The organism is Plantactinospora sp. WMMB334, from assembly GCF_049179095.1.
Taxonomy (GTDB): Bacteria; Actinomycetota; Actinomycetes; order Mycobacteriales; family Micromonosporaceae; genus Plantactinospora.
In genome coordinates, this window is record NZ_JBMHME010000002.1 from 5385531 (window position 1) to 5400544 (window position 15014).

General features: G+C 71.9%; 17 protein-coding genes. 6 read left to right on the plus strand and 11 right to left on the minus strand.

The annotated features are described in order from the left end of the window. Positions 1-138 precede the first annotated feature (138 nt). The 6 genes from ACN27G_RS22995 to ACN27G_RS23020 form a co-directional block, all read right to left on the minus strand. Positions 139-693, minus strand: coding sequence for a hypothetical protein (locus tag ACN27G_RS22995; protein ID WP_421490766.1), 555 nt, complete (start codon positions 691-693; stop codon positions 139-141). A gap of 157 nt (positions 694-850) precedes the next feature. Further along, positions 851-1261 carry a RidA family protein gene (locus ACN27G_RS23000; RefSeq protein ID WP_421494841.1) on the minus strand — a complete coding sequence of 137 codons (411 nt, stop codon included), beginning with the start codon at positions 1259-1261 and terminating at the stop codon, positions 851-853. 272 nt (positions 1262-1533) lie between these two features. Continuing rightward, entirely contained in the window at positions 1534-1959 is a 426-nt protein-coding gene (locus tag ACN27G_RS23005) for a DUF5130 family protein (protein ID WP_421494842.1), read from the minus strand. Positions 1960-1963: 4 nt separating this feature from the next. After that, complete coding sequence (locus tag ACN27G_RS23010) at positions 1964-2242, minus strand: hypothetical protein (RefSeq protein WP_421497424.1); 279 nt, start codon at positions 2240-2242, stop codon at positions 1964-1966. Positions 2243-2469: 227 nt separating this feature from the next. Next, positions 2470-3747, minus strand: a complete 1278-nt coding sequence (gene kynU / locus ACN27G_RS23015; RefSeq protein WP_421494843.1) for a kynureninase — start codon at positions 3745-3747, stop codon at positions 2470-2472. 27 nt (positions 3748-3774) lie between these two features. Continuing rightward, positions 3775-4668, minus strand: a complete 894-nt coding sequence (locus ACN27G_RS23020; protein ID WP_421497425.1) for a tryptophan 2,3-dioxygenase — start codon at positions 4666-4668, stop codon at positions 3775-3777. Positions 4669-4858: 190 nt separating this feature from the next. On the opposite strand from ACN27G_RS23020, the gene ACN27G_RS23025 reads away from it, so the two are divergent. The 3 genes from ACN27G_RS23025 to ACN27G_RS23035 all read left to right on the plus strand — a co-directional run bounded on the left by ACN27G_RS23025 (position 4859) and on the right by ACN27G_RS23035 (position 6827). Beyond that, positions 4859-5311 (plus strand): Lrp/AsnC family transcriptional regulator, encoded by a 453-nt coding sequence (locus tag ACN27G_RS23025; protein WP_421494844.1) that lies wholly within the window; start codon positions 4859-4861, stop codon positions 5309-5311. A 148-nt stretch (positions 5312-5459) separates the two neighbouring features. Then, positions 5460-5984: a hypothetical protein gene (locus tag ACN27G_RS23030; RefSeq protein WP_421494845.1), complete on the plus strand. Its 525-nt coding sequence runs from the start codon at positions 5460-5462 to the stop codon at positions 5982-5984. A 15-nt stretch (positions 5985-5999) separates the two neighbouring features. Next, positions 6000-6827 (plus strand): class F sortase, encoded by an 828-nt coding sequence (locus tag ACN27G_RS23035; protein WP_421494846.1) that lies wholly within the window; start codon positions 6000-6002, stop codon positions 6825-6827. Between the two features lie 42 nt (positions 6828-6869). Here ACN27G_RS23035 and ACN27G_RS23040 read toward each other — a convergent pair whose 3' ends face one another. Then, positions 6870-7403 (minus strand): HNH endonuclease, encoded by a 534-nt coding sequence (locus tag ACN27G_RS23040; protein ID WP_421494847.1) that lies wholly within the window; start codon positions 7401-7403, stop codon positions 6870-6872. Positions 7404-7797: 394 nt separating this feature from the next. On the opposite strand from ACN27G_RS23040, the gene ACN27G_RS23045 reads away from it, so the two are divergent. The 3 genes from ACN27G_RS23045 (at position 7798) to ACN27G_RS23055 (ending at position 11003) form a co-directional block, all read left to right on the plus strand. Then, positions 7798-8838: a mechanosensitive ion channel family protein gene (locus ACN27G_RS23045; RefSeq protein ID WP_421497426.1), complete on the plus strand. Its 1041-nt coding sequence runs from the start codon at positions 7798-7800 to the stop codon at positions 8836-8838. A 229-nt stretch (positions 8839-9067) separates the two neighbouring features. Further along, a complete protein-coding gene (locus ACN27G_RS23050; protein WP_421494848.1) occupies positions 9068-10444 on the plus strand; it encodes an MFS transporter in 1377 nt (458 codons plus the stop codon). A 127-nt stretch (positions 10445-10571) separates the two neighbouring features. Continuing rightward, positions 10572-11003 (plus strand): globin, encoded by a 432-nt coding sequence (locus ACN27G_RS23055; protein WP_421494849.1) that lies wholly within the window; start codon positions 10572-10574, stop codon positions 11001-11003. 39 nt (positions 11004-11042) lie between these two features. Here ACN27G_RS23055 and ACN27G_RS23060 read toward each other — a convergent pair whose 3' ends face one another. The 4 genes from ACN27G_RS23060 to ettA all read right to left on the minus strand — a co-directional run bounded on the left by ACN27G_RS23060 (position 11043) and on the right by ettA (position 14837). Continuing rightward, entirely contained in the window at positions 11043-11645 is a 603-nt protein-coding gene (locus ACN27G_RS23060; RefSeq protein WP_421494850.1) for a YbjN domain-containing protein, read from the minus strand. 131 nt (positions 11646-11776) lie between these two features. Continuing rightward, positions 11777-12544 (minus strand): hypothetical protein, encoded by a 768-nt coding sequence (locus ACN27G_RS23065; RefSeq protein ID WP_421497427.1) that lies wholly within the window; start codon positions 12542-12544, stop codon positions 11777-11779. Between the two features lie 111 nt (positions 12545-12655). Continuing rightward, entirely contained in the window at positions 12656-13156 is a 501-nt protein-coding gene (locus tag ACN27G_RS23070) for an acyl-CoA thioesterase (RefSeq protein WP_421497428.1), read from the minus strand. A 4-nt stretch (positions 13157-13160) separates the two neighbouring features. Continuing rightward, positions 13161-14837 (minus strand): energy-dependent translational throttle protein EttA, encoded by a 1677-nt coding sequence (gene ettA / locus ACN27G_RS23075; RefSeq protein ID WP_421494851.1) that lies wholly within the window; start codon positions 14835-14837, stop codon positions 13161-13163. Positions 14838-15014 lie beyond the last annotated feature (177 nt).

The window sequence follows — 15014 nt, forward strand, 5'->3', positions numbered from 1 at the left end:
CATCACGCCTCGCTGCTGAAGGATGCCTACCAAGATCGGCTCAATGCACTCTCATGCCGCCGACAGGGATGTATCGGGTCGCTGTCGCCGTCCCGCCGGTTGTGTGACACATCATGAACACCGCTGCGGTCACATCGCCTATTCGTGCTCCCCGGGCGCGGTGGCCGGGGGGAGAGCGGCCGGCGGGAGACCGGTGGGGGTCTCCAGATCGATCTCCGGGCCGCCTAGCTCGGCACGAGCGACCCGGTTGAACTCGCGTTCTGCGTCTCGACATGCCTGAATGAAGGGCTCGGGAACCTGCCCGGCCCCGTAAGCGGCCCTCACCTCGGAAAGTTGTCCCACCGCGAGCATGAGAGCGGCAGCGGCATGGACCGTGGCCGTGGTGTGCGCGATCAGGCCGATTTCGGCTCGGTACCGGACAACCTGGGTGCGCGCCTGGCCGCCGTCGGCGTGCGGTTGGCGGGAGACCGAAGACGCCAGGAGGATTGGTACGTCCGAGTCCAGTACCGTCGCCCGCCACTCCCGGCAGGCGGCGACGAACGCGGCGTACGTCGCGCGCCGATCCCGTATCGACATTGTGCTCTCCTGATGCTCCCAGGAGGCGCGCTGCACCCGTGCGTTGAGCAGCGAACCCAGCGTCACACCGACCAACGCGCCAGTCACCGAAAGGAATGCGAGGACCACTTGAGTCATGGATCCAGAGTCACCGAGAGCGTCAACCATCCCACGAAGGCCGTGACCCAACTCGCGCATCACCCTGGTCGGCGAGCGGGTGCTCTTCGCCTGGGACTGCGCAATTTCCGATCGCCTCCGGCATCCTCATCTGCCGCGCTGCGCGCTTACTGAGTGATCAGCATAGGGCGGCGACGGCTTCTACCTCGACGAGTTGGTCGCGGTAACCGAGGACGGCGACTCCCAGCAAGGTGCTGGGCACATCGTGCGGGCCGAAGTGTCGACTGACCACGTCCCACGCCGTGACAAGGTCGCCCCGGCGGTTGCTGGCGACGTAGACGGTCGTCTTGACCACGTCGGTGAGGTCGGCACCGGCCGCCGCCAGTGCGGTGCGTAGGTTCGCCATGACCTGCTCGGCCTGCCCGGCCACGTCTCCGACCGCGACGGTGGCGCCGTCCTCGTCGAGCGGGCAGGCGCCGGCAGTGAACACGAGCTTCCGCACGTCAGAGGCTACTGCGGCATAGGCGTACGGAGCCTGATCGGTTAGCTGTGGAACTCGGATCAGCTCAACGGAGTCGGATGCGGTCATGGGCGCATGTTTGCAGACGATCTCGGCAGTGACGACCGCATTATGTTGCCCACGGTCTCGGGTACCCGGATCTGCCGCGGAGCGGGCGGAGGGACAGGTTGTCTCAGCTCGCAGCGCGTGAGGATTCCGTCTGGCGGCCGGCGCGCGGTCGTGCTGGAAGCCGGCGAGCTGGCATGCGATCAGGCCAACCCCGACCGAGCCACCCCCGATCGTGGCGACGGGAACAATTCCGGTAGCAGAGCCTTCGAGCCGGTCGGACGGGTGCGACCGGGTCAGTCGGCGCGGCCGGCCCGGGTGGCGAGCTGGTCGAGGCCGCTGACGATCCCGCCGGTGAGGTCGCCGCCGCCGAAGGCCGCGACCATGGAGAGCGCGGCCAGCTTGGCGTCCCGGTCCGGGATCCGCTTGCGCGCCTCGGAGCCGGTCACCACCTCCAGCACCCGCTGGTTCGGCGAGAGTGCGACAAGCACGGCGCGGGCCGGGTCGGTGAGCTCCAGGTGCAGCCGCTGCGCGTGCTCCCGGACCGGTTCGGTCAGCGGGCCCACGTAGACGGTGAAGACCAGGCCGGTCGACTCGTCGGCGATCCGCAGCGCCTCGTCGATCCGGAGCAGCTGGCGGGTGGTGAAGGGGCCGTCGAGCACGTGCGGACGGCCGGCGTCGCCCGAGCCGCCGTCGACCCGCGGCCGAGCCTCCCTCGTCACGCTCTCACCAGCGGTCACTTGCGCCCCCTGTCACGCCGGCGCGCTTCGGCGCGCTGGTGGTCTCGATCTCACCGCTGGTCAACGCCCTGGCTTCCGCACCCGCCGGCAGCGCCGTCCGGGCGGACTCGCCCAGGTGCTCGGGCGAGGAGAGGAACCAGACCGGCGCGAACTCGAAGGGCCGTCCCGGCCGGTAACGCCGGGAGGTGCGACCACTGCCGCCGACCCGGGCCAACACGGTGATCACGAGTATCGCGGCGGCCGGGATGGCAACGAAGATCAGCAACGTGTCGGAAACAGACAACCTCAACGCCCCCAGGCGAAAACGGGATCATCGTGCCCGGCCGGATCGGGTGACGATCATGTCAGCCCGACCGATCCGGTCGCCGTTCACGGTATCGGAAACCGCCGCCCACCAGATCTCGGGGTGCCGATCCAGGCCGGCGACAGTGCGGCGGTGCCGGCCGAGGCCCTCCGCCACGAGCCGGCTCAGCCGCCTCGGCGACGCCGGGCTCACGCCTCCTCGACGAGCCGGGCGAGCGCGTCGACCGCCCGCCAGCAGTCGTGGTAGGTCGAGTAGAGCGGAACCGGGGCCAGCCGGACCACGTCCGGTTCGCGGTCGTCGACGACCACGCCGTACTCGGCGGAGAGCCGCTTGGCCAGCGCGGCGGCACCGCCCCGGCCGATCCGGACGGAGAGCTGGCAGCCGCGCCGGGCCGGGTCGCGCGGGGTGAGCACGGTCAGCGGCCGGCTCGGGACGACCCGGTCCAGCAGTTCTTCGAGGTAGCCGGTCAGCCGTTCGCTGCGGGCCCGCAGCGCCGCCATCCCGACCTGCGCGAAGATGGCGAGTGCGCTGCGCATGGGCGCCATGGCCAGCACCGGCGGGTTGGAGATCAGCCACGCCTCCACGGTGGCCGGCGCCCGGAAGACCGGCGCCATCTCGAACCGGGTGGCCTCCTCCGTGCCCCACCAGCCCTCGAACCGGTCGATCGCCGGGTCACCGAGGTGCCGTTCGTGCACGAACGCCCCGGCCAGCGCACCCGGCCCGGAGTTCAGGTACTTGTACGTGCACCAGGCGGCGAAGTCCACGCCCCAGTCGTGCAGTGCCAGCGGCACGTTGCCGACCGCGTGCGCCAGGTCCCAGCCGACCAGGGCGCCGGCCCGGTGCCCGGCCCGGGTGATCTCCGGGATCTCCATCAGCTCGCCCGTGAGGTAGTTGACCCCACCGAGCAGGACCAGCGCGACCCGCTGCCCCTCCCGGTCCAGGTAGTCCACCACGTCCTCGGTGCGCAGCGTCTCCTCGCCCGGACGGGGGCGCAGCCGCACCACCACCTCGTCCGGATCCAGCCCGTGGTGCCGGGCCTGGCTGCGTACCGCGTAGCTGTCGGAGGGGAAGGCGGCGTCCTCGATCAGGATGCGGTCGCGCCCGGGCGCCGGCCGGTAGAACGAGACCATCAGCAGGTGCAGGTTGACCGTCAGCGAGTTCATCACGACGGTCTCGGCCGGCAGCGCGCCGACCAGCGAGGCACTCGGCCCGGTGAGCGACCGGTAGGAGGGAATCCAGGGCCGGTCGCCGACGAAGTGGCCGGAGACGCCGAGCGTGGCCCAGGTCGACAGCTCGGCGTCGATCTCCGCCCGGGCGGCCCGGGGTTGCAGGCCGAGGGAGTTGCCGACCAGGTAGGCCGCCTCGGCGTACCGGCCGCCCTCGGCCGGCGGCACGTGGAACAGGTGCCGGTGGCCCGGGTCGACGTCGTCGCGCCGCCGGGCCTTCTCCTCCGCCGGGATGGTCATCCGCCGCTCACTCCTCACTCGCTCGCCCTACATCTGGGTGCGGGCGGCCCAGAGTTCCGGGAAGACCTCCCGGGCCATGCTCCGGCGCAACCAGGCGGCGCCGGCCGACCCTCCGGTGCCGACCTTCGCGCCCATGGTCCGGCGCACCGCCTTGAGGTGCTGGTGGCGCCAGTCGTCGAACTGCTCGGCGATCTCCACCAGGGTTTCACCCAGTTGCCGCAGGTGGTTGTCCGGCCCGCTGTCGGCGTAGATCTCCACCCAGGCGGCGGTCACCTCGGGGCTCGGTTCGGCCTCGGCGGAGAAGTCCCGGTGCAGCACCGCGTCCGGCAGCGCGAAGCCCCGGCGGGCCAGCAGGGCGGTCACCTCGTCCCAGAGGCTCGGCGCGCGCAGTGCCTCGACCAGCCCGGCGTGCACCTCCGGCTGCCCGTGGAAGGGCCGGACCAGGGAGGCGGTCTTCAGCCCGAGCAGGAACTCCAGGTGCCGGTACATCGCCGACTGGAAGCCGGAGCCCTCGCCGAGCAGGTTGCGGAACCGGTTGAAGTCGGCCGGAGTCATCCAGCGCAGCCCGCGCCAGGCCGCGTTCAGCCCCTCCAGGTGCAGGGCGGCGCGGTGCAGCGGGGCCAGCGCGGCCCAGAGGTCGTCCGCGCGCAGCCGCTGCCGCGCCTCGCGCAGCTCGAAACAGGTCAGCCCGAAGTAGAGCTCCATGATCTGGCTGACCATCAGGAACGACATCTCGCCCGGATCCCGGCTCAGCGGCTGCTGGAGGCGATGCAGCGTACTGGCGTGCACGTAGTCGTCGTACGGGGTCCGCTCGACCGGCTCCAGCGTCGGCTCGCCACCGTTCGCGGCGGCACGGGCGGCCCGCTGCGCGGCGGTCGACGGCCGTACCCGGGGACGCCCCGCCCGCCGCTGCCGCGGGATGCTCTCCACCGTTGCCTCCGTTCCGTGACGCACTACCCTTATGATCTCCCCCCGCTGCCGTCACGGGGAATGCCGGAGCAACGGTGGTGGGCGCCTTTATCCACCGGTTGTACAGTCCGGGATCGGGATGACTTAGCGTTTGAAAGGTCGCGAGCGGGATCGGCGGCTAGATTACGGAGAGTGGGCACGGGTGGACGACATGGACTGGGCACTGCTCCGCGAGCTCCAGGCCGACGCCCGGCTCTCGTTCAGCGAACTCTCCCGCCGGGTCCACCTCTCTCCCCCGGCCGTCGCCGAGCGGGTCCGCCGGCTGGAGGAATCCGGCGTGGTGACCGGATACCACGCGCACGTCGACCTGGCCCGGGCCGGGCGGAACGTGGTCGCGATGATCCGGATGTCCTGTTACGGGTCGCGCTGCATCCTCCGCGACCCGGAGGTGCCGCAATGGCCCGAGATTCTGGAGATCCACCGGATCACCGGGGACGCCTGCAGCATGCTCAAGGTGGCGGCCGGGTCGATCGAGGCGTTCGAGCAGGTCATCGACAGGTTGGCCCCGTACGGGCAGCCGTCCAGCACGATGGTGCTCTCCAGCCCGCTGCACTGGCATCCGGTCCTGCCCCTGCCATCCGCTTCACCCGACTGACCAGCGCTTTTGCCGGCCGGTCGGGCCCGGATGGGCGTGTGCGACCCGGGTCGGTGGGAACACCCACCCCGACGACGGTCGTGCCAGCGCGGCCCGCCCGACGCGGCGCGCGCACGACCGGGGAAACGCACCGCCGGGGAGGGAAGTCATGCTCGCTGCCAAGGTCGTCGGCCGCACGATCGCCGCCGGCATCGCCGTCGCCGCCCTGGTTCCGGGACCGCTGCTCGGGGACGCCACCGCGGTACGCGCCGGACCCAACACCTTCGTGGAGGTCACCCCCAACACCGCCCAGGCGGGCACCCGGGTCAACATCCGGGCGAGTTGCGACACCGCCAACAACCAGCAGGCGACGGTGCACTCGGACGCCTTCGGCAGGGTGATCGTCCGCCCCGACAACGGCTTCCTCACCGGGTCGGTGACGATTCCGGGCGGCAAGGCCCCCGGGTCGTACGCGGTCAACCTGAGCTGCCAGCAGAACGGCAACAACGCCACCACCACGCTCACCGTGGTGAACATGAGCCAGGGCAGCCAGGGGCCGGCCACCGGTGGCGGCGGTACGGCCGGCGGCCGGGGCGGGACGCTGATGATCGCCGGCGGCATCGGCATCGTGGCCCTCGGCATCGGCTTCGGGCTGGCCGGCCGGCACCGGCGGCGTACCGAGCCGAGCAGCTGACCCGCGGACTCCACCATGTTCCGCTGCTCCACCGGCGGTGGCGCGTGGCGGGGCCGGGCGGAGCGGTGCTGGGCACGGACGGGCCGGTGGCGACGACGTACGGCCCGGCTGGCCCGCCAGGCGACCGCGGCGAGCATCACCAGCCCGGATCCGGCGGACGGCACCCCACCGGGCACCCTGGACGCCGCGCCGCCCCGCCCGGCGCGCGCGACAGGCCGGCGCCGGTGGGCCCGCCGGCCCGGACCGGTACCCGTGATCACCCTGCTGCTCGGTCTGCTCGTCACCCTCTTCGGGGTGCAGAGCGTCACCGGGATCACCCTGCTGCCGAGCGGACTGCCGTTCGGCGCGCCGGCCCCGCCCCGCAGGTTCCCGGTCCTCGAGTCGAGCCCACCCGTCGAGATCGGCATCCGGTCGCTCGACCTGACCGCGCCGGTGCATCCGGTCGGCGTCGCGCCGGACGGCACCATCGAGGTGCCGGCGTCGGACCGCCGCGACGAGGCCGGCTGGTACGACGCGAGCCCGACCCCGGGCCAGTACGGGCCCTCCGTCATCGTCGGTCACGTCGACACCCGCACCGGCCCGGCGGTCTTCCACGACCTCGCCGGGCTGCGTCCGGGCTCGAAGATCGAGGTCGACCGGGAGGACGGGTCGGTGGCGGTCTTCGAGGTCAACTCCGTCCGGCGGTTCAACAAGTCGGAGCTGCCGGTGGAGCAGGTCTACGGCGACTTCAGCCGACCGTCACTCCGGCTGATCACCTGCGGCGGCCGCTGGGTCGGCGGCTCCACCGGGTATGCCGACAACGTCATCGTCTTCGCGTCCCTGGTCTCCGCCCGGCGCACCTGACGCCCCGGCCGGGCGCCGCCCCGGCCCCCGCGCAGCTCCCGGTCAGGCCGCCTCGGCCTCGCGCAGGTCCAGCCAGTCCGCCCAGCGGGGATCCGGTGCCCGGTGCCCGAGCACCCGCCACGCGATGCCCTTCGGTGCGGAAGGCAGCGCGTGCAGCCGCCAGCCCAACTCGGCCGGGGTCTTGTCGCCCTTGGTGTGGTTGCACCTGGCGCAGGCGGCGACCACGTTCTCCCAGGCGTGCCGGCCGCCCCGGCTGCGCGGGAAGACGTGGTCGATCGTCTCGGCCGGACCGCGGCAGTAGACGCAGCGCCAGTTGTCCCGGGCGAAGATGGCCCGCCGGGAGAGCCCGACGTGCGTCCGGTACGGCACCCGGACGAAGCGGGTCAGCCGGACCACCGACGGCACCGGCAGGGCGTTGCGGGCACTGTGCAGGATCCCGTCCCCGTCGGCCACGCAGACGGCCTTGGCGGAGAGGACGAGGATCGCGGCTCGACGCACTGAAACGACACACAGTGGCTCATAGGTCGCATTGAGCACCAACGCTCCGGAGCCCACCGTGGGTCGTATGTCAGGCATCGCGCTCACCCTCTCGGTCGTGTCCCGGTCCGCTCCCTCGCCCGCCTGGTGCCGGCCCCGCCCCCGGTGACCCGTCGGGCAGCACGCACCGACCGGCCGCCACGACCACGGCCGACGCCGGCAGATCACCGGCGTCCGTGCGCCAATAGTCCCCGATAGCTGGCGCGATTGCACGTACTAATCCGGGGTCCCGCAGAAAGCTTTCACGTCCCGTGGCAAGATGACCGGTTCGCCGTCTCACCCCGGCGGTCGGCGGTCGGCGTCCGGCGTTCGGCCCCGGACCGTCCGAGGGGTCTGCGCCACGAGACGGCGGGTCGGCCGGCACCGGCGCGGGCCGGTACGGTACGAAACACTCGTGAACCCCGCGACGTTGATCACCGCCGCCGTGCTCGGGATGCCGGCAGCCGAGACTCCGGACCCGGAGCCGAGCTGTCTGGACGACCCCGGCTGCAAGCTGGTCTGGGACGTGACCGGCTCGGTGTGGTTCGCCGAGGGGAGCACCTACTTCCTGATCAAGCCGGCCACCATCCTGCTGATCCTGCTGTTGGCCGTCCTGCTCCGCTACCTGCTGCACCGGACGATCAACCGGCTGGTGCGGAGCACGTCGGAGAGTCGGATCCCCACCGTGCTCCGCCCGCTGCGGGAGCGGATCCCCAGCACCGTCCCGGACGCGCAGGCCGTCGTGCCGGAGCGGCGGCGGCAGCGGGCCGAGGCGATCGGCTCGGTGCTGCGCAGCATGACCACGCTGGTGGTCTTCGCGATCGCCGTGTTGCAGATCCTCAGCGAGCTGGGCTTCAACCTGGCCCCGCTGCTGGCCAGCGCCGGCATCGCCGGGCTGGCTCTCGGGTTCGGTGCCCAGACCCTGGTCAAGGACCTGCTCGCCGGGCTCTTCATGCTGCTGGAGGACCAGTACGGGGTCGGCGACATGGTGGACCTCGGCGAGGCCACCGGAGTGGTCGAGGCGGTCGGCCTGCGGATCACCACGGTCCGGGACGCCCGGGGAGTGCTCTGGTACATCCGCAACGGCGAGATCATCCGGGTCGGCAACAAGAGCCAGGGCTGGGCGATGGTGGTGGTGGACATGCCGATCGGCTTCGCCCGCACCGAGGAGGCGACGGCGGTGCTGCGGACCGCCGCCGCCTCGGTGGCGGTCGATCCGGAGCTGGCGCCGGAACTGGTCGATCCACCCGAGGTGCTCGGCGTCGAGCAGGTCACCGTGGACGGCTCGGTGATCAGGACCGTTGCCAAGACCACCGCGGAGGGACAGTTCGCGGTGGCCCGGGAGCTGCGCCGCCGGCTCGCGGAGGCGCTGGAGAACTCGGGTATCACCGCCGACATCGTGGCGACCCGGCTGTATCCCCGGCCGTCGACGCCACCGGGTAACGGGGAGCCGCCGCAGGCCGAGGGAGAGACCGGCCAGGGTGGAGCGACCTGACCGACCGGCAGGGGGTCGCGTACCGTGCGGGCGGTCGGGTATCGTCCGTTCGACCAGTCGGGGATGTGACGATCTATCCGTTCGCCCTAGCCACCAGTCATACGATCGGGCAGAATCCAGAACAAGCTCCCTCCCGGAGCGTCACGAAGACCTCGCTGATCCGAACGTCTAACGTTCCCGACAGCCCCATCACCTTTGGTCAGCGGTCGAGAACGATGGAGGCCCACCGGTGTCCGACGAGACACACGTTCCCGAACGGCCGGCAACCTTTCGGGAAGTGTTTGCCCAGCGTGAATACCGGGCGGTCTTCGCGGCCACCGTACTGACCTGGACCGGCGACTACCTCGCCAAGGCCGCCGTGACGCTGCTGGTCTACCAGCAGAGTCAGTCCGTGGCGCTCTCCGCCGCCGCGTTCGCCACCAGCTACCTGCCCTGGCTGCTCGGTGGGCCGCTGCTCACCACGCTGGCCGACCGGTACCCGTACCGGACCGTCATGGTGGTATGCGACCTCGTCCGGCTCCCGCTGTACGCGACGATCGCGATCGGCGGTCTGGACACTCCGGTGATCCTGGCGCTGCTCTTCGCCGCGACGCTGGCGAACCCGCCGAGCCAGGCGGCCCGGTCGGCGATGCTGCCGCTGCTGCTCACCGGGGACCGGCTGATCGTCGCGCTCTCCCTGCACGCCAGCGCGGGACAGGCGGCACAGATCGCCGGCTACGTCGTCGGGGCCGGCATCGCGCTGTACAGTCCGGCCCTGGCCCTGCTGATCAACGCCGCCACCTTCGGCCTCTCCGCGTTGATCATCTGGTTCGGCGTGCGGCACCGGCCCGCCGTGCCGCCGGAGGACGGGCGCCGCCACCTGCTGCGCGAGACGGCCGCCGGCTTCGCCATGGTCTTCGGGACCCCGGTGTTGCGGGCCATCGCGATCCTGGTCTTCTGCGCGATGCTCTTCGCCATCGTGCCGGAGGGGCTGGCCGCGGCCTGGGCCACCGAGCTCGTCGGCACCGGCGCCGGCCGGAGCGCCACCCAGGCGCTGATCATGATCGCCGCGCCGGCCGGCTTCATCCTCGGCGGGCTACTGGTGGGTCGGGGCCTCCGGCCGGAACTGCGCCGGGCCCTGATCCGCCCGTTCGCGGTCCTCGCCCCGCTGGCCCTGGTGCCCGCCGTGTTCAACCCGCCGCCGGTGGTGGTGGCGCTGCTGGCCGCGGTCGCGGGCGTGGCGGTCGCCGGCCTGCTGCCGGTGACGAACGGCCTCTTCGTGCTGGCCCTGCCGCAGGGCTACCGCGCCCGGGCGAACGGCGTGATGAACACCGGCGTGCAGGTCATGCAGGGGGCGGCGGTGCTGGCCACCGGCGTGCTGGCCGACCGGTTCACCATCCCCCGCGTGGTGGGCCTGTGGAGCCTCGCCGGCGTGCTGCTGATGCTGCTGCTGGCGCTGCGCTGGCCCGCCGCGCAGCGCTTCGACGCGGCGATCGCGGAGGCCCGGCGCCGCTCGGAGCAGGCCGCCACGCCCGTCCCGGCCACCCCGGGCCGCCCGGCGGAGCAGCGTACGCCGCCGCCCAACCCCCGCCCGCCCTCCTCCGAGGCCGGTATCGGCGCCGTCTGATCCCGGCCCCGCTCCCGCCGCCAGGGGGTGCCCCGGCAGGCCGGAGAGGGGTGGTGTGAGCCAGCCCGCACCCGGCAGAGGGCTCGGGCGACGGTCGACGGCCGGATGCGGGTGTCAGGATGGAGCGGTGAACCCCGCAGGTGAGCGAGAGCAGACCCGCCCGTCGCAGACCTTCTACGAGGAGATCGGCGGCGAACCGGCCTTCCGGAGGCTGGTCGACGAGTTCTACGCGGGTGTCGCCGACGATCCGGTGCTCCGGCCGATGTATCCGGAGGCCGATCTCGGGCCGGCCGCGGAACGGCTGAGGCTGTTTCTGATCCAGTACTGGGGCGGCCCCACCACCTACTCCGCGCAGCGCGGGCACCCCCGGCTCCGGATGCGGCACGCGCCGTTCCGGGTCGGGCCGGCCGAGCGGGACGCCTGGCTGCGGCACATGCGCCGGGCCGTGGACCGGCTGGAGCTCTCCCCGGCGCAGGACGAGACGCTGTGGCAGTACCTCGAGCGGGCGGCGTACTTCATGGTCAACACCATGGACGAGACGCCGGGTCCGGCGCGCTGAGCCCGGCCCGGTGAGCCCGGCGGGCAGGAGCGTCCCTCCCTACAGGAGGGCGCCCTCGTCGTGCAGCCAGTCGACGAAGGTGGTGGCCACGGCGGCCCCGCAGTCCAACATCTCGACGAGCAGGGCGTCGTGCGCCCCGGCGCTCAGCGGCACCTGCAACTCGGCGTAGATGGGCAACTGCCCGCGCTCGGTGGGGTCACCGACGTACGCCTTGCAGAACCGCCGGGTGTGGTTCCACTCGTTGACGACCCGGTAGGCCCGGTCGGCCCAGTCCGGCGGGACGGTGGAGTGTGGACGGGCCCGCATGACGAGGATCTCGTCGTCCGGCCCCTCCAGAGTGAAGAGCACGGCGTGCCGCTCCCACATGGCCAGCAGGCTGCCGTCGCCGTCGGCGAGATAGCGCACGTCGAGCAGATCCAGCGCGTCACCCACCCGGCGCAGGGTCACTGGCGCGATCACCGGAGGAATGTCCCTGATCCCGGTCCGGTCACCGAGCCGGGACTCGGGTTCCGGCCGGGCGTCGTGTTCCGGCTCCCGGGGCGCCGGCGGTCCGACCCGGACAGCACCTTCCGACGCGATCCTGCTTCGAGTTTCCGGCTCACCGCCACCGGCGGGGCCGGGGCGCCATGACCACCACGGCATAGCTTGCGCACCTCACTCCCCAGCGGATCCACCTGCCTACGTTGCGTTGGATCCGAGGCCCGACGGTACCCGTACAGTCGGCTCGAAGCACCCCCCCAACTGCAGCCCCGGGACAGATGGACCATGTCACATCAGCCGTTCGGGTGATCACCTGCCGGTTTTATCGCAAGCTGGCTGACCTTCTGTGACCATGACACTCCGAATGGTGCCGCCAAACCGACCCAACGACCGGCGATCCGCACCTGTACGGCGTCCTGCCCCGCCGGGCCAGGGGAGCCGAGAAAGCCCATCCGGACGATGGCCTGGACCAGTCGTTGCGATACCTCGATCCGGCCGTCCGCGCCCGCCGGGCCGACCCCGTCCGCGCTCGCCGGGCCGATCCCGCCCGCGCCCTCCCGGCCCGTGGCCGATCCGCCGGCACCGGCCGTTTGCGCTCCGGTCACCACCACTGCCACGTGGTCGAGCAGGGCGTCCCGGAGCGCACGCTGGCCCACCGCCCGGCCGGCCACGCCCTCGCTGGCCGCGCCACGCAGGGTCTCCGCCGCCGCTACCGCGATCCGGCGCAGTTCCGCACCGTCGATCGTCTCCACCACCGTCCCGGACGACCCCGGCACCGGCCACCGCCAGTCGGCGTCGCGCCGCCGGGGCAGCGCCGCGCCGCCCCGGCCGAGTTCGGCGAGCAGCTCGGCGGCGGAGACCGTGGCATCGCCGGGACCGGCCCCGGTCACCGCCCGGGCCACCAGCACGCCCCAGGGCAGCCGCGCCCAGAGCACGGTCCGGTCCGCTGCCCCGCCGGGCCGGAGCCGGACCACCGCGCCCGGATCGAGCCGGGTCAACCGGGCCAGGAAGGCGCCGGCGTCCGGCAGCCCGGTCAGGCCGTGCTCCGCACCCGTCACCATCGACGCACCGCCCGAAGGCTCTTCCACACCGGCCACCGAATCGCTCCCCTACGCTGGCTCGTGCCGGCCGGCCCTTCGCCGGCCCCGGTCCCGGGCCCGGTCCCCCGCTCGCTACGCCGGCCCGGTGGCGGCGGGCGGCTCGAGCAGGTACGGCCGTAGGAAGTCCTGCTCCTGATCGGTCAGCCGGCGGGCCCGCTGCTTCGTCAGATCGAAGGGTACGAGCACCGAGCGGGCCCGGCTGGCCAGCACCTCACCGTCGAAGAGCTCGTAGCCGATGGTGAACCGGGACTGCCGGAGATCCTCCACCCACATCTCGATGCGCACCGACGGGGCACGTTCGGCGGTCGCCCGGTCGAGCGCGTACTCGACCGGGCGCAGGTAGTCGATCTCGTGGCGGTAGATCACCACGCCCTCGGCGAAGGAGTCGACGCCCCGGTCCCGGGCAGTGGCGAACATCAGCGCCACCCGGGCCTCCTCGTAGAGGGTGAGGAAGCGGGCGTTGTTGACGTGCCCGTACGCGTCCAGGTCGGACCAGCGCAGGGTGCAGTCGTAGACGTACCGGCGACTGTCGGGTCGCCCGGCCGGGACCGGGACCGCCGGCCGGGACCGCACCGGACTAGTCACGGGTGAGCTTCCGGTAGGTGACCCGGTGCGGCCGGGCCGCCTCCGCGCCGAGCCGGTCGATCTTGTTCTTCTCGTACGCCTCGAAGTTGCCCTCGAACCAGAACCACCTGGACGGATCCTCGTCGGTGCCCTCCCAGGCCAGGATGTGCGTCGCCACCCGGTCCAGGAACATCCGGTCGTGCGAGATGACCACGGCGCAGCCGGGGAACTCCAGCAGCGCGTTCTCCAGCGAGGAGAGGGTCTCCACGTCCAGGTCGTTGGTGGGCTCGTCGAGCAGGATGACGTTGCCGCCGATCTTGAGCGTCAGTGCCAGGTTGAGCCGGTTGCGCTCGCCGCCGGAGAGCACCCGGGTCGGCTTCTGCTGGTCGGGGCCCTTGAACCCGAAGGCCGCCACGTACGCCCGGGACGGCATCTCGACCTTACCCACCATCAGGTGGTCCAGCCCGTCCGAGACGACCTCCCAGACGGTCTTGTCGCCGGCCAGTCCGGACCGGTTCTGGTCGACGTAGGAGAGCGACACGGTGTCGCCGACCCTGACGGAGCCGGCGGTCGGCTGCTCCAGCCCGACGATGGTCTTGAAGAGGGTGGTCTTGCCGACGCCGTTCGGGCCGATGATGCCGACGATGCCGTTGCGGGGCAGCGAGAAGCTGAGGTCGTCGATGAGCACCCGCTCGCCGAACGCCTTGCGCAGCCCGTGCGCCTCGATCACCGTGTTGCCCAGCCGGGGGCCCGGCGGGATCTGGATCTCCTCGAAGTCCAGCTTCCGGGTCTTCTCGGCCTCGTTCGCCATCTCCTCGTAGCGGTCCAGCCGGGCCTTGGACTTGGTCTGCCGGGCCTTGGCGTTGGAGCGGACCCACTCCAGTTCCTCGCTGAGCCGCTTCTTCATCTTGGCGTCCCGGCGACCCTCGACGGCCAGCCGGGCGGCCTTCTTCTCCAGGTAGGTGGAGTAGTTGCCCTCGTAGCCGGAGGCCCGGCCCCGGTCGAGTTCGAGGATCCAGCCGGCGACGTTGTCGAGGAAGTACCGGTCGTGGGTGATCGCCATGACCGTGCCGGCGTACTTGGCGAGGTGCTGTTCCAGCCACTGCACGCTCTCCGCGTCCAGGTGGTTGGTCGGCTCGTCCAGCAGCAGCAGGTCGGGCGCCTCCAGCAGCAGCTTGCAGAGCGCCACCCGGCGCCGCTCGCCGCCGGAGAGCTGGGTGACCTCGGCGTCCGGCGGCGGGCAGCGCAGCGCGTCCATCGCCAGCTCGAGCTTGGAGTCGATGTCCCAGGCGTCGGCGTGGTCCAGCTCCTCCTGGAGCTGCCCCATCTCGGTCATCAGCTCGTCGGAGTAGTCGGTCGCCATCTGCTCGGCGATCTTGTTGAACCGCTCCAGCTTGGCCTTGGTCTCCGCCACCGCCTCCTCGATGTTGCCGAGGACGGTCTTGGCGTCGTTGAGCGGCGGCTCCTGGGCGAGCAGCCCCACGGTGTAGCCGGGCATCAGCCGGGCCTCGCCGTTGCTGGGCCGGTCCAGCCCGGCCATGATCTTGAGCAGGCTGGACTTACCGGCGCCGTTCGGGCCGACCACACCGATCTTGGCGCCCGGCAGGAAGCTCAGCGTCACGTTGTCCAGCACGACCTTGTCGCCGTGCGCCTTGCGCGCCTTCTCCAGGACGTAGATGTACTGGGCCACGGTGCGGCCTACCTCCCACGGATGTGATGTTCCCTACGTCCGGTTCACGACCGACCGCGACGTCAGGCTTACTGTCGACAGCGGTGCCGGCTTCGCGCCGGCTGCCGCGTGCTGCGGCTACCCGCCACTGTCAATCCTGACAGGTCCGGCGGAGGGCGCCCACATCACCCTCCGGCG

What these genes read in the sequence shown, in the direction of transcription:
- ACN27G_RS23065 (WP_421497427.1), bottom strand. Translation starts at nt 12,544, where the DNA reads ATGGTGACGGGTGCGGAGCACGGCCTGACCGGGCTGCCGGACGCCGGC.
- ACN27G_RS23040 (WP_421494847.1), bottom strand. Translation starts at nt 7,403, where the DNA reads ATGCCTGACATACGACCCACGGTGGGCTCCGGAGCGTTGGTGCTCAAT.
- ACN27G_RS23030 (WP_421494845.1), top strand. Translation starts at nt 5,460, where the DNA reads ATGCTCGCTGCCAAGGTCGTCGGCCGCACGATCGCCGCCGGCATCGCC.
- ACN27G_RS23060 (WP_421494850.1), bottom strand. Translation starts at nt 11,645, where the DNA reads ATGCCGTGGTGGTCATGGCGCCCCGGCCCCGCCGGTGGCGGTGAGCCG.
- kynU (WP_421494843.1), bottom strand. Translation starts at nt 3,747, where the DNA reads ATGACCATCCCGGCGGAGGAGAAGGCCCGGCGGCGCGACGACGTCGAC.
- ACN27G_RS22995 (WP_421490766.1), bottom strand. Translation starts at nt 693, where the DNA reads ATGACTCAAGTGGTCCTCGCATTCCTTTCGGTGACTGGCGCGTTGGTC.
- ACN27G_RS23045 (WP_421497426.1), top strand. Translation starts at nt 7,798, where the DNA reads ATGCCGGCAGCCGAGACTCCGGACCCGGAGCCGAGCTGTCTGGACGAC.
- ACN27G_RS23035 (WP_421494846.1), top strand. Translation starts at nt 6,000, where the DNA reads ATGTTCCGCTGCTCCACCGGCGGTGGCGCGTGGCGGGGCCGGGCGGAG.
- ACN27G_RS23000 (WP_421494841.1), bottom strand. Translation starts at nt 1,261, where the DNA reads ATGACCGCATCCGACTCCGTTGAGCTGATCCGAGTTCCACAGCTAACC.